This window comes from Pseudomonas sp. TE12234 (assembly GCF_054061835.1).
Genome location: NZ_JBSSEP010000012.1, coordinates 1 through 22,212 on the forward strand (window position 1 = coordinate 1; position 22,212 = coordinate 22,212).

The 22,212-nt window shown below is 59.3% G+C and carries 21 protein-coding genes; 10 read left to right on the top strand and 11 right to left on the bottom strand.

Annotated features, from left to right (window positions below; all coding sequences use genetic code 11):
• Positions 1 to 129: 129 nt before the first annotated feature.
• The 5 genes from rplS to ffh all read right to left on the bottom strand — a co-directional run bounded on the left by rplS (position 130) and on the right by ffh (position 3,698).
• The gene (gene rplS / locus ACVWYU_RS18760) at positions 130 to 480 is read right to left on the bottom strand and encodes a 50S ribosomal protein L19 (protein WP_003175895.1); all 351 of its coding nucleotides are present in this window, start codon (positions 478 to 480) and stop codon (positions 130 to 132) included.
• Positions 481 to 525: 45 nt separating this feature from the next.
• Entirely contained in the window at positions 526 to 1,278 is a 753-nt protein-coding gene (gene trmD, locus ACVWYU_RS18765; RefSeq protein ID WP_077046481.1) for a tRNA (guanosine(37)-N1)-methyltransferase TrmD, read from the bottom strand.
• Positions 1,279 to 1,280: 2 nt separating this feature from the next.
• On the bottom strand, positions 1,281 to 1,817 hold the full coding sequence (rimM, locus tag ACVWYU_RS18770; protein WP_007972729.1) for a ribosome maturation factor RimM: 537 nt from the start codon (positions 1,815 to 1,817) through the stop codon (positions 1,281 to 1,283).
• A 5-nt stretch (positions 1,818 to 1,822) separates the two neighbouring features.
• Positions 1,823 to 2,074: a 30S ribosomal protein S16 gene (gene rpsP, locus ACVWYU_RS18775; protein WP_003198088.1), complete on the bottom strand. Its 252-nt coding sequence runs from the start codon at positions 2,072 to 2,074 to the stop codon at positions 1,823 to 1,825.
• A 247-nt stretch (positions 2,075 to 2,321) separates the two neighbouring features.
• Complete coding sequence (gene ffh / locus ACVWYU_RS18780) at positions 2,322 to 3,698, bottom strand: signal recognition particle protein (protein WP_090324937.1); 1,377 nt, start codon at positions 3,696 to 3,698, stop codon at positions 2,322 to 2,324.
• A 195-nt stretch (positions 3,699 to 3,893) separates the two neighbouring features.
• Here ffh and ACVWYU_RS18785 point away from each other — a divergent pair, with 195 nt between their 5' ends.
• The 5 genes from ACVWYU_RS18785 (at position 3,894) to rlmF (ending at position 11,900) form a co-directional block, all read left to right on the top strand.
• Positions 3,894 to 4,706: a cytochrome C assembly family protein gene (locus ACVWYU_RS18785; protein WP_247256394.1), complete on the top strand. Its 813-nt coding sequence runs from the start codon at positions 3,894 to 3,896 to the stop codon at positions 4,704 to 4,706.
• A 12-nt stretch (positions 4,707 to 4,718) separates the two neighbouring features.
• On the top strand, positions 4,719 to 5,954 hold the full coding sequence (locus ACVWYU_RS18790; RefSeq protein ID WP_247256393.1) for a CNNM domain-containing protein: 1,236 nt from the start codon (positions 4,719 to 4,721) through the stop codon (positions 5,952 to 5,954).
• Between the two features lie 298 nt (positions 5,955 to 6,252).
• Positions 6,253 to 7,569 (top strand): MFS transporter, encoded by a 1,317-nt coding sequence (locus ACVWYU_RS18795; RefSeq protein ID WP_457373395.1) that lies wholly within the window; start codon positions 6,253 to 6,255, stop codon positions 7,567 to 7,569.
• 236 nt (positions 7,570 to 7,805) lie between these two features.
• Positions 7,806 to 10,652 (top strand): valine--tRNA ligase, encoded by a 2,847-nt coding sequence (locus ACVWYU_RS18800; RefSeq protein ID WP_457373396.1) that lies wholly within the window; start codon positions 7,806 to 7,808, stop codon positions 10,650 to 10,652.
• Between the two features lie 216 nt (positions 10,653 to 10,868).
• Positions 10,869 to 11,900 carry a 23S rRNA (adenine(1618)-N(6))-methyltransferase RlmF gene (gene rlmF, locus ACVWYU_RS18805; RefSeq protein ID WP_457373397.1) on the top strand — a complete coding sequence of 344 codons (1,032 nt, stop codon included), beginning with the start codon at positions 10,869 to 10,871 and terminating at the stop codon, positions 11,898 to 11,900.
• A 163-nt stretch (positions 11,901 to 12,063) separates the two neighbouring features.
• Here rlmF and ACVWYU_RS18810 read toward each other — a convergent pair whose 3' ends face one another.
• Both ACVWYU_RS18810 and ACVWYU_RS18815 read right to left on the bottom strand, forming a co-directional pair.
• Complete coding sequence (locus ACVWYU_RS18810; RefSeq protein WP_390957195.1) at positions 12,064 to 12,501, bottom strand: DUF3757 domain-containing protein; 438 nt, start codon at positions 12,499 to 12,501, stop codon at positions 12,064 to 12,066.
• Positions 12,502 to 12,864: 363 nt separating this feature from the next.
• The gene (locus ACVWYU_RS18815) at positions 12,865 to 13,146 is read right to left on the bottom strand and encodes an HU family DNA-binding protein (RefSeq protein ID WP_007905514.1); all 282 of its coding nucleotides are present in this window, start codon (positions 13,144 to 13,146) and stop codon (positions 12,865 to 12,867) included.
• Positions 13,147 to 13,542: 396 nt separating this feature from the next.
• On the opposite strand from ACVWYU_RS18815, the gene yejK reads away from it, so the two are divergent.
• A complete protein-coding gene (gene yejK / locus ACVWYU_RS18820) occupies positions 13,543 to 14,547 on the top strand; it encodes a nucleoid-associated protein YejK (RefSeq protein ID WP_247256388.1) in 1,005 nt (334 codons plus the stop codon).
• On the top strand, positions 14,547 to 14,897 hold the full coding sequence (locus tag ACVWYU_RS18825) for a glutaredoxin family protein (protein ID WP_090324948.1): 351 nt from the start codon (positions 14,547 to 14,549) through the stop codon (positions 14,895 to 14,897). The genes yejK and ACVWYU_RS18825 overlap by 1 nt, the downstream gene beginning before the upstream one ends.
• 85 nt (positions 14,898 to 14,982) lie before the next feature.
• Here the strand turns inward: ACVWYU_RS18825 and ACVWYU_RS18830 are convergent, their stop codons facing one another.
• From ACVWYU_RS18830 to ACVWYU_RS18845, 4 genes are all read right to left on the bottom strand, one after another.
• On the bottom strand, positions 14,983 to 15,918 hold the full coding sequence (locus tag ACVWYU_RS18830; RefSeq protein WP_457373398.1) for a glutathione S-transferase family protein: 936 nt from the start codon (positions 15,916 to 15,918) through the stop codon (positions 14,983 to 14,985).
• 87 nt (positions 15,919 to 16,005) lie between these two features.
• A complete protein-coding gene (locus ACVWYU_RS18835; protein ID WP_247256386.1) occupies positions 16,006 to 16,317 on the bottom strand; it encodes a GIY-YIG nuclease family protein in 312 nt (103 codons plus the stop codon).
• A 41-nt stretch (positions 16,318 to 16,358) separates the two neighbouring features.
• Positions 16,359 to 16,829, bottom strand: coding sequence for a nuclear transport factor 2 family protein (locus ACVWYU_RS18840; protein WP_090324952.1), 471 nt, complete (start codon positions 16,827 to 16,829; stop codon positions 16,359 to 16,361).
• 120 nt (positions 16,830 to 16,949) lie between these two features.
• Positions 16,950 to 17,576, bottom strand: a complete 627-nt coding sequence (locus ACVWYU_RS18845) for a response regulator (protein ID WP_390957196.1) — start codon at positions 17,574 to 17,576, stop codon at positions 16,950 to 16,952.
• A gap of 332 nt (positions 17,577 to 17,908) precedes the next feature.
• Between ACVWYU_RS18845 and ACVWYU_RS18850 the strand changes: the two genes are divergently transcribed.
• From ACVWYU_RS18850 to ACVWYU_RS18860, 3 genes are all read left to right on the top strand, one after another.
• Positions 17,909 to 18,526: a DUF1120 domain-containing protein gene (locus ACVWYU_RS18850; RefSeq protein ID WP_457373399.1), complete on the top strand. Its 618-nt coding sequence runs from the start codon at positions 17,909 to 17,911 to the stop codon at positions 18,524 to 18,526.
• Positions 18,527 to 18,868: 342 nt separating this feature from the next.
• Positions 18,869 to 19,585 carry a fimbria/pilus chaperone family protein gene (locus ACVWYU_RS18855; RefSeq protein WP_090324958.1) on the top strand — a complete coding sequence of 239 codons (717 nt, stop codon included), beginning with the start codon at positions 18,869 to 18,871 and terminating at the stop codon, positions 19,583 to 19,585.
• A 135-nt stretch (positions 19,586 to 19,720) separates the two neighbouring features.
• A complete protein-coding gene (locus ACVWYU_RS18860; RefSeq protein ID WP_457373400.1) occupies positions 19,721 to 22,204 on the top strand; it encodes a fimbria/pilus outer membrane usher protein in 2,484 nt (827 codons plus the stop codon).
• Positions 22,205 to 22,212 lie beyond the last annotated feature (8 nt).

The following is a 22,212-nucleotide window of genomic DNA, read 5'->3' on the forward strand; positions in this document are numbered from 1 at the left end:
TGGATGTAGGCCATAACGAAAAATGCTCCGTATCTTTCGATACGGAGCATTTTCTTTGAGCGCTGCGCAGATTGCTAGGTTTTCACACAGTCTGCGTAGGCTGCTTTTTTTCTGCATCGGAAGCTGGACTTAAGCCAGTTTTTCCTTGATGCGAGCTGCTTTACCGGACAGGTCACGCAGGTAGTACAGCTTGGCTTTACGTACGTCACCGCGACGCTTGACGGCCATGCTGTCGATTTGCGGGCTGTAGGTCTGGAAAGTACGCTCTACGCCAACACCGTTGGAGATTTTACGAACGGTGAATGCACTGTTTACGCCGCGGTTACGCTTGGCGATAACAACACCTTCGAACGCTTGCAGACGCGAACGGTCGCCTTCCTTCACTTTCACCTGAACGACAATGGTGTCGCCCGGGGCAAAGGTAGGGATCTCTTTGGTCATCTGCTCTGCTTCGAGTGCAAGGATGATTTTGTTAGTCATGCTGTGCTCCTAAGGTAAATCGTCGGATCTACCATCGATACGTTGTTAACTATCGTCCCGCTCGCGGATGTATTCCTCGAGCAGCTTCTTCTCTTCTCCAGAAAGCGAGCGGCTTTCCAGAAGATCGGCGCGTCGTTCATAGGTCCGACCAAGGGACTGCTGTAAACGCCAACGCCGGATGTGCGCGTGATTGCCACTTAGCAATACGTCGGGAACACGCTGATCCGCATACACCTCAGGTCGGGTGTAGTGCGGGCAATCCAGCAAACCATCCGTAAAGGAATCCTCCTCGGCGGAGTCCGCATGCCCTAAAGCTCCAGGCAGCAGTCGTGTAACCGCATCGATCAGGACCATCGCCGGCAGCTCACCGCCAGACAGTACATAGTCGCCAATCGACCACTCTTCATCGACATGAGCATCAATAAAACGCTCGTCAATGCCTTCATAGCGGCCGGCAATCAGGATCAATGCATCCAGATTCGCCAACTCGCGCACCGCCGACTGAGTCAGTTGGCGGCCTTGGGGCGACAGGTAAATCACCTTCGCGCCCTCCCCGGCGGCTGCCTTGGCTTGAACCAGAGCATCTTCCAGGGGCTTGATCTTCATCACCATGCCCGGACCACCGCCAAATGGGCGATCATCCACAGTGTGATGTCGATCCGTCGTGTAGTCTCGCGGATTCCAACAGGTGAGCTGCAAGAGCCCCTGTTTCACCGCACGACTGGTGATGCCGTACTCGCTGATGGCGGAGAACATCTCGGGAAACAAACTGATCACTTCTACGCGCAAGTTAGCCACGCTTAGAAATCCGCATCCCAATCCACCTTCATCTCGCCTGCGGCCAGGTCGACAGCCAACACGCATTGCTCGGTATAGGGCAACAGGCGTTCGCGATCATCCAGGCTGCCAGCGCAAGGCTTGACCACCATGACATCATTCGAGCCGGTCTCGAGCAGGTGATCGATCTTCCCGAACAGTTGTCCGAGGGTGTCGATAACCTTGAGACCTTCCAGCTGGTACCAGTAGTACTCGCCGTCGGTCAGTTCAGGGAACAGGTTGCGCGGCACACAGATCTCATAACCGGCCAGAAGACGAGCTTCCTCACGATCATCGAGACCCTTGAGCTTTGCGACCAGGAACTTGTCGTTCCCGCGTCCGCTGACCAGCTCTACCTGCTTTACATTGCCGTCACGCTTGAGCGTCCAGGTTTTGTAATCCAGCAGGTTCTTAATCGGATCAGTAAAGGAATACACCTTCACTTCGCCGCGAACGCCGTGAACCGAATAAATCTTGCCGATAACGATCAAATCATCAGCAACAGCTGGCGTCGCGTTCATATTGCTCAGGCCGCAGCCTTAGCAGATTCCTTCAACAACTGAGCAACGCGCTCAGAAGGTTGTGCACCAACGCTCAGCCAGTAGGCTACGCGCTCTTGGTTCACGGACAGACGGACTTCTTGACCACGAGCAACCGGGTTGAAGAAACCAACCTGTTCCTTGTGCGAACCGTCGCGCGGGTTGCGGCTGTCGGTTACGGTCAAGTGGTAAAACGGGCGCTTTTTGGAGCCGCCAAGGGCAAGACGGATTGTTAGCATGTGAACATCGTTCCTGTAGTCGGTGCTGCAAATCTAAATGCACAGCGGGCATGGGTGCCCGAAAGGCCGCATATTCTAAGGAATATCCGGACTTTTGCAAATGACTTTTTCCGGCGCCTGTTGGCCACCATGCAGATTTGCCATAGAGCCGTCGTTGAAAACGGCCGATCAGCTCCCGCCTATGCGGGTTTGCTGGAGATCCCACTTCCCTGTGGGCTGCGCCAGAGCAAGCTCTCGCGCGTATTCTTTACATTTTCGGCATGCCGCCGCCGGGCAACATACCGCCCATGCCGCGCATCATTTTGGCCATTCCGCCTTTCGCGGAGAATTTCTTCATCATCTTCTGCATCTGCTTGTGCTGCTTGATCAAGCGACCGATGTCCTGCACTTGCGTGCCGGAACCCATGGCGATACGACGCTTGCGCGAACCGCTGATCAGCTCAGGGTCACGACGCTCGGCCGGGGTCATGGAGTTGATGATGGCTTCCATCTGCTTGAATTGTTTTTCTGCCGCGCTCTGGGCATTGCCCATCTGCGCCAGGTTCACACCGCCCATGTTCGGCAGTTTGTCCATGAGGCCGCCGAGGCCGCCCATGTTTTTCATCTGTTGCAGCTGATCGCGGAAGTCCTCGAGGTCGAAACCCTTGCCCTTCTTCAGCTTCTTGGCCAGTTTGTCGGCCTTGTCCTTGTCGAGGGTGGCTTCTGCCTGCTCGATCAGGCTGAGCACGTCACCCATGCCGAGGATCCGCGAAGCAATACGCTCAGGGTGGAACGGATCGAGCGCTTCGCTCTTCTCGCCCATACCGATGAACTTGATCGGCTTGCCGGTGATGGCGCGCACCGAAAGGGCCGCACCGCCACGGGCGTCGCCGTCAACCTTGGTCAGGATCACACCGGTCAATGGCAGCGCATCGCCGAAGGCCTTGGCCGTGTTGGCGGCATCCTGGCCGGTCATGGCGTCGACCACGAACAGCGTCTCGACCGGGTTGATCGCGGCATGCAGCGCCTTGATCTCGCCCATCATCTCTTCATCGATGTGCAGGCGGCCGGCGGTATCGACGATCACCACGTCGATGAATTTGAGTTTTGCTTCTTTAATAGCGGCTTGCGCGATCTCGACCGGCTTCTGGGTCAGGTCGGAAGGGAAGAAGGTGACGCCGACTTCGCCCGCAAGCATTTCCAGCTGTTTGATCGCCGCTGGACGGTACACGTCCGCGGACACAACCATGACCGACTTCTTCTTGCGTTCCTTAAGAAAGCGCGCGAGCTTGCCGGCGGTGGTGGTTTTACCAGCGCCCTGCAAGCCGGCCATCAGGATCACGGCAGGCGGAACGGCGCTCAGATTCAGGTCTTCGTTGGCCGCGCCCATCAGGCTTTCGAGTTCGGCCTGGACGATCTTCACGAAGGCCTGGCCCGGCGTCAGGCTGCGCGACACCTCGGTGCCGACAGCGCGTTCCTTGACCGAATTGACGAAGTCTTTGACCACCGGCAAGGCGACGTCGGCTTCAAGCAACGCCATGCGCACTTCACGCAGGGTGTCTTTGATGTTGTCCTCGGTCAGCTTGGCCTTGCCGGTGACATGGCGCAGCGTCTGCGAGAGACGGTCGGTTAAGTTTTCAAACATTGCGCGATCCTTTCAGGCCCTGTGTAGACCGGGATAGTGGCGGCCCAGACCGGACTGAACGTGTACTCGGCGAGCCTGCGGCGTGGGCAGGTCGCGGATTATAGCGAAGACTGCGTCTGGCGGACACCTCGCACTTTCGTGCCGTGTGGGTTCTATGCCAAACTCATCGGCTTTCGGGCTTGCCTAACAGGACTTATGCTCCCTTTGTCACCCAGTTTGCTAACCACCCTCGCCGCCGCCTGCTTATATGCCGCTGCGACTTTCTATCAGGGCACTCGCCTGGCCAACGGCGCCAAGGCGAACAAACGCCTGCTCGTCACGCTCGGCGTGCTGGCGGTGCTGGCCCATGGCGCCAGCCTGGTCACACATTTATTGACGCCAATCGGCCTGGGTCTGGACTTCTTCAGCGCCGCCAGCCTGATTGCGGTGGCCGTCATAGCCCTGACCCTCCTGGCCTGCTCGCGCATACCGGTGGAAAACCTGCTGGTATTGCTGTTCCCTCTGGGGGCCGCAACAGCATTGCTTGCGCAATTCGCTCCGGCCGGCACCGTACAGATCATTGATGAAGAGCCGGGCATCCTCGCTCATATCCTGCTGTCGATCCTCGCCTACGGCATGTTCACCATCGCGGTGTTCCAGGCCTTGCTGCTGCTGGTTCAGGACCATCAACTCAAGCACAAGCACCCGTCGGGACTGATCAAGAACTTCCCGCCGCTGCAAACCATGGAAAGCCTGCTGTTCGGCTTCCTCTGGGCCGGCTGGACCCTGCTGTCCCTGTCGCTGATCTCGGGCTGGTTGTTCGTCGAAAACCTGTTTGCCCAGCATCTGGTACATAAAACCTTGCTGGCCTGCCTGGCCTGGATCGTCTTCAGCGTACTGCTCTGGGGTCGTAACCGCCTCGGCTGGCGCGGACATAAAGCCATTCGCTGGACCCTTGCCGGTTTCTGCCTGCTGATGCTGGCGTATTTTGGCAGCAAGCTGGTTCGTGAATACATCCTGCATATCTGACGGGCGGTATTAATGGACGACTTGCCCATAGGGCCGATGCTCGCTGTAGTGGCCCTGCTGATTTTATGGTCGGTGCTGTTTACCGCCATTGAGGCTGCTTACCAGCATGTGCTGGCCCGGCGCATTGCCACACGCTCAAGCGACAAGCCGCTGGCCAGGCTGAGCTTTCCGCTCAACAGCCTGATCCTGTGCAACACCCTGTGCCGTGCACTGGTGGTGGTCATCAGCACCTTGCTGGCCATTTTTACCTGGGCCGAAAAGGGCCCGTGGGTGGCCTGCCTGGGTGCGACCGCCATTTTGCTGGTGTTCGCCGATTACCTGCCACGTGCCCTCGCCACCCGCCATCCGGATGCGATCCTGGCCCTGGGCAACAACCTGCTGCGCATCCCGCTGAAGATCATCTACCCGGCAGCCTGGCTGCTCAACGCCACCAGCCAATTGCTGCTGCGACCGCTCGCGCGCAAAGCCAAAGTGGTGCAACAGAGCGAAGACGAGCCACCGAAAGCCCAATACGACGATCGCGAACCCGCCATCTGCCGTCCGCACTCGCTGCCAGGCATCCATGCGCTGGACAACATCACGGTCAACGACATTCTGGTACCGCGCAGTGAAGTCGACGGGATCAACCTTGACGATCCCATCGAGGAAATCATCGAGCAACTGCGCCACAACAAGCGCACCCGCCTGCCGGTATTCCACAGCGATATCAATCAGGTCGAAGCCGTGCTCAACACCCGGCAAATCGGCCACTTGCTGCCCGATGCGAGCCTGACCCTGGAAGCACTGCTGGCTGCCAGTCGCGAACCTTACTTCGTGCCCGAAAGCACGCCACTGCAACTGCAACTGCTGAATTTCCACAAACAGCAACGCCGACTGGGCATGGTGGTCGACGAGTACGGCGAGGTGCTCGGCATCGTGACCCTGGAAGACATTCTCGAAGAAATCGTCGGCGAGTTCGAAAGCCAGCAAAGCCTGAACAACCCGCACATCCATCCCCAGGCCGACGGCCGCCTGGTCATCGAGGGCGCCGCCTCGATACGCGAACTCAACAAGAGCCTGGGCTGGCATCTGCCAAGCGACGGCCCGAAAACCCTGAACGGTCTGGTGACCGAGGCGCTGGAAACCATCCCCGAGAGCGCGGTATGCCTGAAGATCGGTCGTTATCGCCTGGAAATCCTCGAGACCGAGGACAATCGGGTGACACGGGTACTGATCTGGCAGACCACCCCGATGCCGGTGGTGATCTAGAATTCGGTGCAACTTCCCCTGTGGCGAGGGTGCAAGCTCCCTCGCCACTGAAAACCACGCTACCCCAAGCCCCTTGTTGAATCGTTAGCCACCTTCCTATAATCGAGCCGCTTACCCAAGCCGCGCCGCCCCTGTGCTTACCCTGCACACCACGGGTTTCGGCCCGACCACCCGTAATATCCGCAACAAACCGACGACTGTTCCTACCTGGAATGGCGACCGCGCCTCCACCCACATCCCTGGGTATCGACCATAATAATTCGCTCCACTGGGGCACATGACTGTCAGGGATAACCGCATGACGACCAGCACGACTTACAGTGATTCCACACCCGCGCAACCGACGAACTCCGCCACCCGCGTGGCCACGGCGAGTTTCATCGGCACCGCCATCGAGTTCTACGATTTCTACGTCTATGCCACCGCAGCCGCACTGGTGATCGGCCCGGTATTCTTTCCGCAGACATCCGGCACGGCGCAGATGCTTTCGGCATTCCTCACGTTCGGCATCGCATTCCTTGCACGCCCACTGGGTTCGGCGCTGTTCGGTCACTTCGGCGACCGTATCGGCCGCAAGTCCACCCTGGTGGCCTCCCTGCTCTTGATGGGGGTGTGCACCACGCTGATCGGCGTGCTGCCGGGCTACGACAGCATTGGGGCCTGGGCGCCGATCCTGCTCTGCGTGCTGCGCTTCGGCCAGGGTTTGGGACTGGGTGGCGAATGGGGCGGTGCCGCCTTGCTGGCCACGGAAAACGCGCCCAAAGGCAAACGTGCGTGGTTCGGCATGTTCCCGCAATTGGGCCCTTCCATCGGTTTTCTGGCGGCGAACGGCCTGTTCCTGACACTGGCCATGGCCCTGAACGACGAACAGTTCCGCTCCTGGGGCTGGCGGATTCCGTTTCTGCTCAGCGCCGTACTGGTGATGGTCGGGCTGTATGTGCGCCTCAAGCTCCACGAAACTCCAGTGTTCGCCAGCGCCATGGCACGCCAGGAACGGGTGAGGATCCCGCTGATTGAGCTGTTCAGCCAATACTGGGCGCCGGTTTTGCTGGGAGCCGGTTCGATGGTGGTGTGCTACGCGCTGTTCTACATCTCGACCGTGTTTTCGCTGAGCTATGGTGTGGCCACACTCGGCTACAGCCGCGAAACCTTTCTCGGCCTGCTGTGCTTCGCCGTGCTGTTCATGGCCGCCGCCACGCCGCTCTCGGCCTGGGCCAGTGACCGCTTCGGGCGCAAGCCGGTGCTGATCATCGGTGGCGTGCTGGCCATTCTGTCCGGGTTCTTGATGGAACCCCTGCTGACCCAGGGCTCAACCTGGGGCGTGGCGCTGTTCCTGTGCATCGAACTGTTTCTGATGGGCGTGACGTTTGCGCCAATGGGCGCTCTGTTGCCGGAATTGTTTCCGACCCACGTGCGCTACACGGGCGCCTCGGCCGCCTACAACCTGGGCGGCATTGTGGGGGCCTCGGCGGCGCCGTTTTTCGCGCAAAAACTGGTGGCGATGGGCGGTTTGAGTTATGTCGGCGGGTATGTATCCGGGGCAGCGGTGCTGAGCTTGATTGCGGTGCTGTGTCTGAAAGAAACCCGGCATAACGATTTGAATCGGGTCGCCTGACCGATCGCCATCGCGGGCAAGCCCGCTCCCACAGGATTGAAGTCGGTCACGGAATTGCACGACAAAGAACCTGTGGGAGCGTGGCTTGCCCGCGATGGCGTCCTGATTGGCAAAACATATCCCCAACCGGTCGCGAATTTTCCCCACCCGTTACCGCCCCGCTCTACGCGTAACAGTATATCCCCGCTATACTCATCGGCTTTTCCTGAATAAATGCCAATAGGGTCCCGCCGCGCATGGATAAGACCTACCAGCCGCACGCCATTGAAACCTCCTGGTACAACACCTGGGAGTCAGAGAATTACTTCGCCCCGCAAGGCGCGGGCGAGTCCTACACCATCATGATCCCGCCGCCGAACGTCACCGGCAGCCTGCACATGGGTCACGGCTTCAACAACGCGATCATGGACGCCCTGATCCGTTTCCGCCGCATGCAGGGTCGCAACACCCTGTGGCAGCCGGGCACCGACCACGCCGGTATCGCCACGCAGATGCTGGTGGAGCGTCAACTCGAAGCCAAAGGCCAGAGCCGCCACGACCTGGGGCGCGAGAAATTCCTCGAAAAAGTCTGGGAATGGAAAGATGAATCCGGCGGCAACATCAGCCGTCAGATCCGCCGCCTAGGCTCGTCCGTCGACTGGAGCCGCGAGCGATTCACCATGGACGACGGCCTGTCGGAAGCGGTGAAAGAAGCCTTCGTACGCCTGCACGAAGACGGTCTGATCTATCGCGGCAAGCGCCTGGTCAACTGGGACACCAAGCTTCACACGGCGATTTCCGACCTCGAAGTGGAAAACCACGATGAGAAAGGTTTCCTGTGGAACCTGAAATACCCGCTGGCCGATGGCGCCAAAACCGCTGAAGGCAACGATTACCTGATCGTCGCGACGACTCGTCCGGAAACCATGCTCGGCGACGCCGCCGTGGCCGTGAACCCGAACGACGAACGCTACAAAGCCCTGATCGGCAAATTTGTCGAGTTGCCGCTGGTCGGCCGCCGCATCCCGATCATCGCCGACGATTACTGCGACCCTGAATTCGGCACCGGCTGCGTGAAAATCACCCCGGCCCACGATTTCAACGACTACGAAGTCGGCAAGCGCCACAACCTGCCGCTGCTGAACATCTTCGACAAGAACGCCAACGTCCTGCCAGCCGCCCAGGTATTCAACCTCGACGGCACGCTGAACGAAAGCATCGACGGCAAGATCCCGGCCGAATACGCCGGTCTCGACCGTTTCGAAGCCCGCAAGCAGATCGTCGCCGCGTTCGAAGCCGCAGGCCTGCTGGTCAGCGTTGACGATCACGCCCTGAAAGTCCCGAAAGGCGACCGCTCCGGCACCATCATCGAGCCGTGGTTGACCGACCAGTGGTACGTGTCCACCAAGCCTTTGGCCGAGCCCGCCATTGCCGCCGTTGAAGACGGCCGCATCCAGTTCGTGCCCAAGCAGTACGAAAACATGTACTTCTCCTGGATGCGCGACATTCAGGATTGGTGCATCAGCCGCCAGCTGTGGTGGGGCCACCGGATCCCGGCCTGGTACGACGAATCGGGCAAGGTCTACGTCGGCCGCGACGAAGCCGAAGTGCGTGCCAAGCACAACCTCGGTCCGGACGTTGCACTGCAACAGGACAACGACGTTCTCGACACCTGGTTCAGTTCGGGCCTGTGGACCTTCTCGACGCTCGGCTGGCCTGAGCAAACCGAATTCCTGAAGAAATTCCACTCCACCGACGTGCTGGTGACCGGCTTCGACATCATATTCTTCTGGGTTGCCCGGATGATCATGCTCACCATGCATTTGGTGAAGAACGAAGACGGCACGCCGCAGGTTCCGTTCAAGACGGTTTATGTGCACGGTCTGGTGCGTGATGGCCAGGGCCAGAAGATGTCCAAGTCCAAGGGCAACGTCCTTGACCCACTGGACATCATCGACGGTATCGAACTGGAAGAGCTGGTCAGCAAACGCACCTCCGGCATGATGCAGCCGAAACTGGCAAAGAAGATCGAGAAGCAGACCCGCGAAGAATTCGCCGACGGCATCGCCAGCTACGGCACCGACGCCCTGCGTTTCACCTTCTGCTCGCTGGCGTCCACCGGTCGCGACATCAAGTTCGACATGGGCCGCGTCGAAGGCTACCGCAACTTCTGCAACAAGATCTGGAACGCCGCGCGTTACGTGCTGGACAAGGGCGAAGACTGTGGCCAGAACGGCGAAGCCTACGAACTGTCCCTGGCTGACCGCTGGATCATCTCGCAACTGCAACGCACCGAAGCCGAAGTGACCCGCCAACTGGACCAGTTCCGCTTCGACCTGGCCGCCCAAGCCTTGTATGAGTTCATCTGGAACCAGTACTGCGACTGGTACCTGGAACTGTCCAAGCCTGTGCTGTGGGACGAGAATGCACCGGTCGAGCGTCAGCGCGGCACTCGCCGCACCCTGGTTCGCGTGCTGGAAGTGGCCCTGCGTCTGGCCCATCCGTTCATGCCGTTCATCACCGAAGAAATCTGGCAGCGCATTGCGCCGCTGGCCGGCATCGAAGGCAAGACGATCATGCTGCAACCCTGGCCGGTGGCCAATGAAACACGCATTGATCAGGCCGCCGAAGACGACATCGAATGGCTCAAGGGCCTGATGCTCGGCACGCGTAACATCCGTGGCGAAATGAACATCGGTCCGGGCAAACCGCTGCCGCTGTTCCTGAAGAACGTCAGCGCCGAGGACCAGCGTCGCCTCACTGAAAACGAAGCCTTGCTGAAAAAACTGGCGCGCCTCGAATCGATCACCGTACTGGCAACGGGCGAAGAAGCGCCACTGTCGGCGACCGCGCTGGTCGGCGAGATGGAAGTGCTGGTACCGATGGCCGGCCTGATCGACAAGGGTGCGGAACTGGCGCGTCTGGACAAGGAAATCCAGCGCCTGCAAGGCGAAGTGCAACGGGTTGGCGGCAAGCTGTCAAACGCCGGCTTCGTCGACAAGGCACCGGCTGAGGTCATCGAGAAAGAACGCGCCAAGCTGGCCGAAGCCGAACAGGCTCTGGGCAAGCTGGCGGAGCAACACGCGCGGATTGCCAGTCTGTAACGGCAAGTCGCAATGAAACAGGGAGGCCCGGGTGGCCTCCCTTTTTCATACCCGCAATTTGTAGGAGCTGGCTTGCCAGCGAAACGCCCGACAGATCACCGCAGGCCTTACAGCCTCTTTCGCCGGCAAGCCGGTTCAGAAAGCCTGTACCGCGTCATGGAGGCAGATGTGGGACAATACCCGCCACTTTTAGCCATGCCCGAATCGACCACACCCATGACTGCCCCCCGCCCCCCCAAACCTGCGCGCCAAAAGCCTGAACCGACCAAGGCAGCCAAAGCCGCTGAACCACGCGAGAAGGCCAGCCTGCATCCGCGCAATCGCCACCAGGGTCGCTACGACTTCCCGGCACTGATCAAAACCACGCCGGAATTGAAGCAGTTCGTGATCACCAACCCGTATGGCAAGGAAAGCATCGACTTCGCCAGCCCGGATGCGGTGCGGGTGTTCAATCGGGCGCTGCTCAAGTCGTTCTATGGCATCGCCCATTGGGACATTCCGGCCGACTATCTGTGTCCGCCAGTGCCGGGACGTGCGGATTACGTGCACTTTCTGGCCGACCTGCTGGCCAGCGGCAATGACGGTGTGATCCCCCGTGGCGCAGCAGTGAAGGTCCTGGATGTCGGCATGGGCGCCAACTGTGTGTATCCGCTGATCGGTCATAGCGACTATCGCTGGCAGTTCCTCGGTTCGGAGATCGACGCCACCGCCATCGCCGCCGCCAAAGCCATTATTCAGTCCAACGGATTGAACAAGGCCATTCAGATCCGTCAGCAGAGCAACCCGAAACAGATCCTGCTGGGCCTGCTCGAAAACGCCGAGCGGTTTGACCTGACTATGTGCAACCCGCCGTTCCATTCGTCCCTTGAGGAAGCGACCCGAGGCAGCACGCGTAAATGGCGCGCGCTGGGCAAGGCCGATCCGAAGCGCAAACTGCCGGTGTTGAATTTTGGCGGTCAGGCGGCGGAGTTGTGGTGTGAGGGTGGCGAGGCACGGTTTGTCACGCAATTGATCAGCGAGAGCGCGCAGGTGGGGCAACAGGTGCTGTGGTTCAGCACACTGGTGTCGAAGGCCTCGAACCTGCCTGCGATCCAGACCGCCCTGAAAAAGGCGGGCGCACTGGAAAGCCGAGTGGTGGAAATGTCCCAGGGTCAGAAGCAGAGTCGCTTCGTCGCCTGGACGTTCCAGACCAAGGCGCAGCAACAGGCCTGGCGTCAGGCGCGCTGGGCAAAGGCTTCAACGGAATAACAGAACATCGCAGTGACTTGCCTTGGGACAAATCACTACTGTGAACAAAAAACCGTGCCCGGTTAATCCGGTGCACGGTTTTTTACACGCCTTACTTACTAACAGTGTGAACGCAGCCTTTGATTGCAACTCGCCAGGTGGCCCAAGCCAAACAGGCTATACATCAGCGCTTCGCTGGCCTGACGATCTCTTTGAATGCGCACCCGCGCACTTCTTTGTTATCGCAGTAGTACCGTGAGTTCCACTCTTCCCACGACCCGCCGGCGTCAATACTCGCGACAGTCCCTTCCCTTTTGAACTTCATATCCACCGCGCCGCCCTTTTGCAGCCTGTAACCACAACGCTGGACTTCCCCTATGACGGTATTCCCCTCGACATCCTTGTGAGGCATGAAGATCGCCAACTCGAACTCACCCACCGGTCCCTGGCCGCCCTGAGACACGCCATACCACTCGCCGTCACCGCTGGCCGTGGGGGCTTTGTAGACACCCGAGGCCAACTCCTTGATGTCTGAAGGGCTTGGGCAGTACTCCGTGACACTTGCCCAGGCCTGACCGGACAACAGAATCGACACACACATCACCAACTGTTTAAGTTTCATAAAACGTCCCTGTAACTAACAACCAGAATTGAGTTTTTGGCTTTTTACGCAAAGCCGAGCGCGACACCAGATCGATACTACCGATCCACGGCATACACTCAACTATCAGTTGTGTGGGAAATTTCGCTAGATAGACAGAGAAAACTGACTTATTCAATTCACACTAAAAAGCCGAATTGATATTTAACCGACACGCCCATAAATTTGTTACCAGAAATGATCGCCACTGAAATATCAGGAGGCAAAACGTCATGCAGCTAAATAAACAAAGTGTTACATCGATCCACCTGGCGCAGATCTTTTTGACGGGCACAAAAAAACCGTGCCCGGACTGCTCCGGCGCACGGTTTCTTTTAACAAGTCTTACTTGTTAACAGCGTCGGTCAGGCCTTTGGCCACAACCAGCTTGATCACTTTCTTGGCAGCGATTTCGATGGCAGCGCCAGTCGAAGGGTTACGGCCAGTACGGGCAGGACGCTCAGTCACTTTCAGCTTGCCGATACCTGGCAGAGTGATTTCGCCGCCGTTTTCCAGCTGATCGGCAACGATTTGGCCCAGTTGGTCCAGAGCGTTACGCGCGGTGGTTTTTGGCGCGTCGATAGCTTCAGCGATGTCGGCGATCAGTTGGTCTTTAGTAAGAGCCATGTAGTGTTCCTTCCCTATCAAATTCATATGGATTGCAGAGTGCAGTGTCAGCCATCGAGCCCGATCTTCTGGATCTGGCACCCTCGGCCAAATAACCACTGGATCGGGGTTATAGATACCGAAATCAGGGTTTGGTTCGACCTGACAAATGCTGAATGCACGCTTAACGCAGTGACTTCGCGTAAGACCGGGCAAAACTAGCACAGAGACGGGGAAATATCCGCCTCTAGCTACCCATTTGGTCAGCTTTATTGCTCTAAACCGGGAAAAAATCGCATAAGCACCGCCGGTCACCGTGGAATTGGCCTTCGCTCCGCGCCAAAACCAGCGGTTGCGGTACACTGAGCGCTTTTTCGGGGGAGCACGCCCTCCTCTCTTCAACCAGCCGAGAAGCCCATGCCGATCCGTCATTGCATCGTCCACCTGATCGACAAAAAACCCGACGGCACACCTGCAGTTCTCCACGCCCGCGAATCGGAACTGGCCGAGTCCGCCGCCATCGAGAACATGCTCGCCGACCTCAATGAAAGCTATAACGCCAAACAAGGCAAAGCCTGGGGGCTGTTTCATCCGGAGTCCGGGGCCTTTCCATTCAGCGGCTGGCTGAAGGAATACCTTGATGGCGGCAAGGACTTCACGGCGTTCAGTCGCGTGGCGGTGGAACATCTGCAAAAACTGATGGAGGAATCCAACCTCTCGGTCGGCGGCCACGTCCTGTTTGCGCACTACCAACAAGGCATGACCGACTATCTGGCGATTGCCCTGCTGCACCACAGCGAGGGCGTCGCGGTGACCGATCAACTGGACGTGACCCCGTCCCGTCACCTGGACCTGGGCCAGTTGCACCTGGCGGCGCGGATCAACGTGTCCGAGTGGCAGAACAACAAGCAGTCCAAGCAGTACATTTCGTTCATCAAAGGCAAGAACGGCAAAAAGGTTTCGGAGTATTTCCGCGACTTCATCGGCTGCCAGGAAGGCGTCGACGGCCCGGGCGAAACCCGCACGCTGCTCAAGGCGTTCAGTGACTTCGTCGAAAGCGAAGATCTGCCGGAAGACTCCGCCCGCGAAAAAACCAAGACCCTGGTGGATTACGCCAGCAGCCAGGCCAAACTGGGCGAGCCCATGGGCCTGGAAGAGCTGTCGGAGCTGATCGACGAAGAACGCCCGAAAGCCTTCTACGACCACATCCGCAACAAGGATTACGGCCTGTCGCCGGAAATCCCGGCCGATAAGCGCACCCTGAACCAGTTCCGCCGCTTCACCGGTCGCGCCGAAGGCCTGTCGATCAGTTTCGAGGCGCATTTGCTGGGCTCGAAGATCGAGTATGACGAAGAGGCCGGTACGCTGATCATCAAGGGCCTGCCCACCTCGCTCACCGACCAGCTCAAGCGTCGCAACTGATGCTGGGCAATGTGTTGAAGAAATGCCTGCTGATCCTGCTGGTGGTCGTGGTCTACCAGAATTGGGGCAAGATCGAGCGCCTGATGGATCCGACCCGACTGGTGTCCGAGCAGATGCAGCTCAAAGCCAATGTCGTGATCTACAGCACGGACTGGTGCGGCTACTGCAAACAGACCCGACGCTTTCTCGATCAAAGGAACATTCCTTACAAGGAATTCGATATCGAAAAGGATGCTGTGGCGCGCAAGGACTATGTAGCGCTGGGCGGCGGCGGGATTCCGATCATCGATGTGAACGGCACGCTGATTCGCAAATATGACCCGGATGCGATCCTGGCGGCCCTGAAGTAACCGCTCAAACTGACTTACCCTTTGTGGGAGCTGGCCTGCCAGCCCCCACAGGTTATCGAGCCACCAGATAATCAGCGGTTGGCAGTTACTGTGCTTCGATCCGGAAACCAAACCGCGGGAAGTGCACATGCAACACACCGCCACGCTCGTCTTCGCGACGAAGAATCAACTCCTCGCGACCGGCAAACAACAACTCACCCGCCACCGGATCGACGCCATAGTCGGTCGCAGCAATCACCACTGGCTGGCCAGCCTTGAAACCATTCGGCTCATCGAACTGCTCATCCGGCAATGCCGCCGGGGTGGACGTTCGCGCCACTTGCAGCGCCTCTTCGGAGCTCATCTCGCTCGAAGCGCCATGGCCGAACCCCAACACACGGGCATGCCACGCGGTCACCGCAGGATAGTTATCCACAAGCGGAGACGTCACGGGCGTCGCCTTTAGAAACCATAGCGAATGCGCCAGGGCGAAGTCGGCAATCGACGGCTCGCCAAACAGGTAATCCCCCTCCTCACGCTGCAGCTGTTGCTCCAGCCGAGACATGATCGTCGGCCATTGATGCCTGGCTTGTTCCGCCGACAGGCGTGTCGCACTGCCACCGCTGAACAGCCCGGCGCGGTCGGCGATAAAGGCCTTGATCGCCTCCGGTGACAGGTTGCCAAAGCGCACCGCGATCGACTCCGGCTGAAACACCAGGCTGACCGCATGCTGGAACACCACCGAATCGGCCCAGCTGGCGAAGCTGGCGGCGATCATTTCCTGTCCTTCCGGGAAGAACGCCGGCAAGGCTTTTTCCTGCTCCAATCGACGGGCGATCAACGAAGTATCGCAATAAATATCCGCACCGATCTGCAGCACCGGGGTCTTGCGATAGCCACCGGTCAACGCGGTCAGATCAGGTTTGGGCATCACCGGTGAGATCTTCACCGAGCGCCAGGACAGCCCCTTGAAACCCAGCAGCAATCGCGCCTTTTCGGCAAATGGGGACGTCGGGTAATGATGCAGGATCAACTCGGACATGCTCGGCTCCGCCGCACGAATAGGAAGTCGCAGCTTAACGCGCAATCGGTTAGCAGCCTACAGATCTGCCTGATGGGACCTGATCAGTCAGAGTGATAAGCCTGCGGCCGCGCTGGCCACCAGGCATTCCTTGGCGCTTTTCTTGAGCTTCTTGATCAGGCGTTCCTGGCGCAACGCTTCGCTCTTGTCGCGACAGACTTCGGTGTAGACCAGCGCCATGGCCGGGCTGGACAGGAAGAAGCGTGCCCCTTTGCCGCTTTGATGCTTGGCGAAGCGACGCACGGGATCGTCGCTGATCCCGCAGTAGAGCGAACCATTGGCCGCGCGCACGAGATAGACGAACCAGGGTTTGCTCACCGCAGTGACGGTGTCGACAGGGTTTTCGCTGGGGGCGTTCACGTAACGATCAGTGCTTGAAAGGGAAACAAGTCGCGATCTTATCAGCGGCTGGCCTGGAATGCCCTCAGCCCCTTCAAGGCCTGAGCACGCACAGCGTTACTCACCAACGGCGTCCAACCGAGCAGCAGGCCTTTGAAACCCAGCGCCTGACGCGACCACTTCCACAGATCGAAGCTGTCGTGATGCTCGCAAATCTTGCCGTCACGGAAGACAAAACGCGCCTGAATCTCATTGACCACAACGTTTCCGGTTTGACTGAACAGGTAGGTCGCCACCCAATGGGCAGCGCCGGTGCGCTCATCGGCGCGCACGTTATCGAAACTCAGGGAGAAATCCTTGGCCCGGGTGGTCAGCATGCGCCACATGTCGCTGGCATCACGGCCGTGCAGCTCGCCAAACGCCGGATCACTGAACACCACGTCATCGGTATAGCAGGCAGCCATGGCCTCGGCATCCAGGCGCTGGAAGGCCTGGTAGAAACGGGTGATCAATGCGCTGTGGACGTCACTCATGGGCAGGCCCCTGTTGTTGCAAAATATTTTCGAAAGATGGCCTGCACGATAGTCTGCGAATGAGCCGAACGCTATGGGCATTCGCCGCGAGAATAGCGGGACCGCTCCTGCGCTGAGCGTCTAGGGCGACATTCCGCTGTCACGGGCGTAGGAAAAAAGCTCGGCATCCGTGGAGATGCCCAAGCGGTGCATGGCCATGTTTTTTTGTTTACTGATGGTCGACACACTGCGCTGGAAGTGACTGGCAATTTCGCTGACGGTCATGCCGCAGGCCAGCATTCTCACCACTTCATGCTCTTTGGCCGACAACGGCAACTCAATCATCTGGCTGCCTGTGTCAGCCAGCAGTGTTCGCAATGACTCACTGATGTAGCGGCGCCCCACCCCCGCCGCTTTGATCGCCAGGGGCAGTTCAGTCTCCGACGCGGATTTGGCGACAATGGCCCGCACCCCCTGAGCCAGCGCCGCCCTCGCTGTCGCGACGCTGGTAAACATCGTCAGCACAATGACCGGCAATGCCGGATGGTCGCGCCGAATCGTACTCAACATTTTCAAACCATCGGCCTGCCGTCCTCCCGGCATCGAGAAATCGGTGATCAACAGATCGCACGGTGTATCCGAAAGAACGCGCATCAGGCTATCGGTACCCTCAGCCTCAGCGACGATGACGCATCGCCGGGTGGCATTGATCAATATCCGCAGCCCGATGCGGACGACGCTGTGGTCGTCAGCAATTACGACTCGCATAGTGGGAGGTCTCCTGCTTGTGATTGAAGGGCGCGGAAATTAACGCCGTTTTCTCCCTCCCACAATGCCTCGCCAGACGCCGAAAACGGGTTCAGTCAACGTATTCAAGGGCCAGTGCTTTTACCTTACAAACTTTCAGATTATTCATACATTGCACAACGCAAAAACCTACAGCAGTGGGCGACCAGCAATCGGTGCATCCGCCATCACCCAATACATCTCTACATAAACAGTGCTATCGCTTTTCGTATTTGTTGCATTCAAATCGCTGACTGCACCCGTCTAAATTGCGCCTCAATCCCTGATCCCCTTTTGCCGAAAAGAGCCCCTGCATGAACAAGACGTTAAGCGCACTCTGCACTGCATTACTCCTGACGACAGCTTCGCCCGTTTTTGCCGCCAGCACCGACTTGACCGTCACTGGCGTCATCACCCCAAGTGCGTGCACGCCGACTCTGTCCGGGGGAGGCATTGTCGATCATGGCAAAATTTCCGCGAAAGACCTCCGGCCCGACAACCCCACTACTTTGCCCAAACTAGCGCTGCAAATGGCCGTGAACTGCGATGCGCCGGTTCAGTATTACTTTTCTCCGATCGACCATCGGGCCGGTACCGCCTGGGGCACGCGCAGTCAATTTGGACTGGGCCTGACCAATGCAGGCGAGAAGCTGGGCAGCTTCATGGTTGATGCGTTGAATATGAGGGCCGACGGAGTCGACGTACAACATATTGCATCGACGGACGGCGGAAAAACCTGGATCAAGGATTACTGGGATGCCGACAATCTTTGGGCAGTCGGCGCCATGGACGACACCAGTACGCCGCTCCGGGTGAAAGACCTGACCCTGGATCTTCGAATAACCACTCAAATCGCCAGCACCAGGGAACTGACCCTGACCGACGACGTGCTGATCGACGGCTCAGCGACCCTGCAACTCAAGTATCTGTAACGCCCAATCGTTCGGGCAATGGTGGATCCGCCCTGTTGCCCATTTTTCCTGAAGACCCCACGGGTACATCCCAGCTCCTTTGACCGGCTGCCTGCACGCCGACGACCGTGCGGCCAATGGCAAGGCACTGTTTGCAACACTTTTCTACACACCGGACCGTTGCTTTCGTACTTGTTGCATTCAAGGCGCCAATGCCAGCCGCTTAAATGGCACCTCAATCGGTGAGCCCCCCATTTCCGAAAATCCCTGATGCCCGTTGCATCCTTGGCCCCGTTGTCATCTGCAAGCGGCCATCCGACCGGAACCATCGGCTCCTTATCGAAACTATCAACGAGACACGTCATGACGATGTTTTTTACTTTCGCGCGCCCCTTGATTCACAGCGGTATCGGCGCGCTCGTTCTGTTACTGGCCACCCAGGCGCAAGCCGATGGCATGGTCCCGAACACCTCGGTGGTGATTGTCAACGAGGCCGATGGCGAGGCCTCCGTTTCCGTGACCAACACCGACGCCAACCTGGCGTTGCTTCACGTCACCATTGAAAACATCGAGCAGGACAACGAATCCCTGGTGTTCGTGACCCCTCCGCTGTCCCGCGTCGAGGCGTCGAAAACCCAATTGGTGCGCTTCATCCTGCAATCGGAAAAACCCTTGCTCACTCAACGCTTGAAGCGCGTGATTTTTGAAGGCATTCCCCAGGGCAGGCCTGCCGCCGAAGCCGGGCATGCCCGCGTCGGCGTGACCGTGCGCCAGAACCTGCCATTGATTCTGCACCCTAAGGGCCTGGCGCCCAATCGCACGCCATGGACCGGCCTGCAATGGTCATTGCGGGACGGCCAACTGACCGTGCGCAACGAAACACCTTATGTGGTGCGCCTGGCGCAGGAGCTGCAATTGTTGCCATCCGGGAGCGGTGCTTTGTTGCCACGAACCTATGTGCTACCCGGCGAGAGCATCAGTGTGCCGGCAACGGCCACAACAGCGACGCAGGTGCGCTTCCTGCCCGCCACCGTCTACGGCTTTGCGGTGCCGCACTACGACGCACCCATCGAATCCTGATACGCATCACCCTGGCGCCCCGGCGAAATGCGGGCGCTGGCGAGAGACCAATGCGACGACCCGCTGATCGTCGCCGAACGTGTGCCTGAACCGCAGCGTGTCGAGCAGCACGCTGACAAAAGACTAGTGAACCCCATGAACACCGTATCGACCTACTGTGATGGCGAAGCCATGCCCGCAATTCGGGTGGCGAACGCTCGCCTTCCGCGATCCCGCCCCTGGGCCAGTATGGCGCTGGGGTTGGCCAATGCACTGGTGCTGACCGATGTCGGCGCCGATGTCATGGCCGACTCGCCGCTGCTGACTGCATTTGACAAGAAAACGTTGCAGCAACGCGGTATTGATCCGGCACTGGCGACCCAGCTGCTACAAGCGCCTCGCTTCACCGCGGGTCGACATCCGGTCACGCTCACGGTCAACGGTCAGCGCCGCGGGCGGGTGGATGCCGCGTTCGATCGCCACGGTGACTTGTGCTTTGACCAGGCCCTGCTCGACACAGCGAACCTGAGGCTTCCTGCCGGCACGCCGGACGATCAGCCTTGTAACGACTTCCTCGGTGCCTGGCCGCAAACCGTGATCGACCCGGACCCCGCCAGCCTGAGCCTGTCATTGATCGTGCCCACTGATTCGATCCGGCCGACAACCCGGGACTTTACCGGCTATCAAACCGGTGGCTTCGCCGGTCTGCTCAATTACGACATCAACAGCCTGTACAGCCACCTCGGCGATCAGTCGAGCCGTTATCTGTCAGCCAATACCGAACTCGGCTTCAACGCCGGCGACTGGATCGTGCGCAGTCGCCAGGTGCAGACCCGGCAGGATGACGTGTCGCGCACCAGCCATCTGGCGGCGTACGCCCAGCGCACCTTCGCCAGTCAGCAAGCGGTGCTGCAGGCCGGGCAGATCAATCTCTATAACCCGGTGCTCGCCGGTTCGCAGATAACCGGTGTGCAAGTCATGACCGAGCAGGCCCTGCAGGTCGAAAGCCAAAACGCGGTGATTGAAGGGATTGCGCAGAGCCAGGCGCAGATCGAAGTTCGGCAGAACGGTTCGCTGATTCATTCGACAGTGGTGCCCGCCGGCCCGTTTTCGTTGAATGACGTGCGTCGGCTCAACCATCGATCCGATGTGGAAGTCACGGTCAAAGAGGCGGACGGCAGTGAGCGCAGCTTTATCGTGCCGGCCGCCATGCTTGGCGTCGGCCTTCCCGCGCCAGGCTTTTCGCTTGCAGCGGGCCAGGTACGCAGTACAAGCGATACCCAGGATGGCCTTCCATGGATGATCAGCGGTGACTGGAGCGGTGCGCTGGATCCTCAATTGCAGTTCAGCGCGGGCATGACAGCCGCGGCTGATTATCGTGCGACAGGTTTCAGTCTCGGCCTGTTGCCCTCGCCCGAGACGCAGATTCAGGCCAGCCTTTTGCAGGCGGACGCCGGTGGACGCGCGCCCTCCCGCGGACTGCAAGGCGACCTGAGCGCGTCCCATCGATTCGATGACCAATGGTCGATCAATGTCGGCAGCGCCTACCGGACCTTCGGCTACCGCGAACTTGAGGATGCTGTCTTCGGCATCTCGTCAGACAACGACAAATCCCGTTACCGCGATCGCCAAAGCGTCGCGCTGGCCTGGTCACACCCGGCCCTGGGCGCCTTCAGCGGCGGCATTAGTCGCTCATCTTCATACGACGGTCAAAGCAGCAGTCGCGCCCTGGCGTCATGGGGCACCAGCATCGGTGGGGTATCCGTTTCGGCAAACGCGCAATGGCAACTCAGCGGGGCGGGCCGCAGTGGTGACAGTGTTTACCTGAGTCTCAGTATTCCCCTGGGTGAAAGTCGCCGGGCGCGAACCTGGGTGCGCAGCACCGCTGGCGAATACCGCAGCGGCGTCGGCCTGAACGAACGGGTCAACGACCGATTCGGCTATCGGATCGGCGTCGAACACGACACCCGCGACAAACAGGTGCAGTCCACTGCCGGCGTCTCGTTGCTGCCGCGCTCCAGCCAACTGGACCTCAGTTACACCCGTTCCGACGCCGAGCACTCGAGCTATCAGGCCGGCGCCCGCGGCGGTGCCGTACTGCATGGCGGTGGCTTGACGCTGTCGCCGTATCCAGTGCGCGACACCTTCGCCCTGCTGTCGGTCGGTGAGATGGACGCCATCAAGGTCAGCACCCCCAGCGGCCCGGTCTGGACCGACCGGCAAGGTCAGGCGGTGGTCCCGCAGGTCGCAGCCTATGGCCGCAGTGCGGTGGAAATCGATACCCGTTCGCTACCGCGCAATATCGATATCAACAACGGCATGGCCGTGATATCGGCCGGTCGTGGTGCGGTCGACCGCATCGAGTTCGGGGTATCGATGACCCGCCGCGCCTTGCTCAAGGTCACCACAAGCCAGGGCGCACCACTGCCCCGAGGCGCGACGGTGAATACCGAGGACGGCGAGTTCGTGACGCTGGTTCAGGACGCCGGCCAAGTGTTTTTGCCCAATGTGCTCGACTCACGGCCGCTGTGGATAACCGCGCCGGGGCTGGAGCGCTGCCGACTCGATTTCGAGCTGCCGGCCAAAGCCGACTCCGAGGCGTACTACGAAACCGCCGCTGCCCAGTGCCGAGCCCTCTGAGGATAATT

Bases quoted from the DNA above. Each gene is read 5' to 3' on its own strand.
- rplS (WP_003175895.1), bottom strand. From the start codon at position 480: ATGACTAACAAAATCATCCTTGCACTCGAAGCAGAGCAGATGACCAAA.
- rimM (WP_007972729.1), bottom strand. From the start codon at position 1,817: ATGAACGCGACGCCAGCTGTTGCTGATGATTTGATCGTTATCGGCAAG.
- rpsP (WP_003198088.1), bottom strand. From the start codon at position 2,074: ATGCTAACAATCCGTCTTGCCCTTGGCGGCTCCAAAAAGCGCCCGTTT.
- ffh (WP_090324937.1), bottom strand. From the start codon at position 3,698: ATGTTTGAAAACTTAACCGACCGTCTCTCGCAGACGCTGCGCCATGTC.
- ACVWYU_RS18785 (WP_247256394.1), top strand. From the start codon at position 3,894: ATGCTCCCTTTGTCACCCAGTTTGCTAACCACCCTCGCCGCCGCCTGC.
- ACVWYU_RS18790 (WP_247256393.1), top strand. From the start codon at position 4,719: ATGGACGACTTGCCCATAGGGCCGATGCTCGCTGTAGTGGCCCTGCTG.
- ACVWYU_RS18795 (WP_457373395.1), top strand. From the start codon at position 6,253: ATGACGACCAGCACGACTTACAGTGATTCCACACCCGCGCAACCGACG.
- ACVWYU_RS18800 (WP_457373396.1), top strand. From the start codon at position 7,806: ATGGATAAGACCTACCAGCCGCACGCCATTGAAACCTCCTGGTACAAC.
- rlmF (WP_457373397.1), top strand. From the start codon at position 10,869: ATGACTGCCCCCCGCCCCCCCAAACCTGCGCGCCAAAAGCCTGAACCG.
- ACVWYU_RS18810 (WP_390957195.1), bottom strand. From the start codon at position 12,501: ATGAAACTTAAACAGTTGGTGATGTGTGTGTCGATTCTGTTGTCCGGT.
- ACVWYU_RS18815 (WP_007905514.1), bottom strand. From the start codon at position 13,146: ATGGCTCTTACTAAAGACCAACTGATCGCCGACATCGCTGAAGCTATC.
- yejK (WP_247256388.1), top strand. From the start codon at position 13,543: ATGCCGATCCGTCATTGCATCGTCCACCTGATCGACAAAAAACCCGAC.
- ACVWYU_RS18825 (WP_090324948.1), top strand. From the start codon at position 14,547: ATGCTGGGCAATGTGTTGAAGAAATGCCTGCTGATCCTGCTGGTGGTC.
- ACVWYU_RS18830 (WP_457373398.1), bottom strand. From the start codon at position 15,918: ATGTCCGAGTTGATCCTGCATCATTACCCGACGTCCCCATTTGCCGAA.
- ACVWYU_RS18840 (WP_090324952.1), bottom strand. From the start codon at position 16,829: ATGAGTGACGTCCACAGCGCATTGATCACCCGTTTCTACCAGGCCTTC.
- ACVWYU_RS18845 (WP_390957196.1), bottom strand. From the start codon at position 17,576: ATGCGAGTCGTAATTGCTGACGACCACAGCGTCGTCCGCATCGGGCTG.
- ACVWYU_RS18850 (WP_457373399.1), top strand. From the start codon at position 17,909: ATGAACAAGACGTTAAGCGCACTCTGCACTGCATTACTCCTGACGACA.
- ACVWYU_RS18855 (WP_090324958.1), top strand. From the start codon at position 18,869: ATGACGATGTTTTTTACTTTCGCGCGCCCCTTGATTCACAGCGGTATC.
- ACVWYU_RS18860 (WP_457373400.1), top strand. From the start codon at position 19,721: ATGAACACCGTATCGACCTACTGTGATGGCGAAGCCATGCCCGCAATT.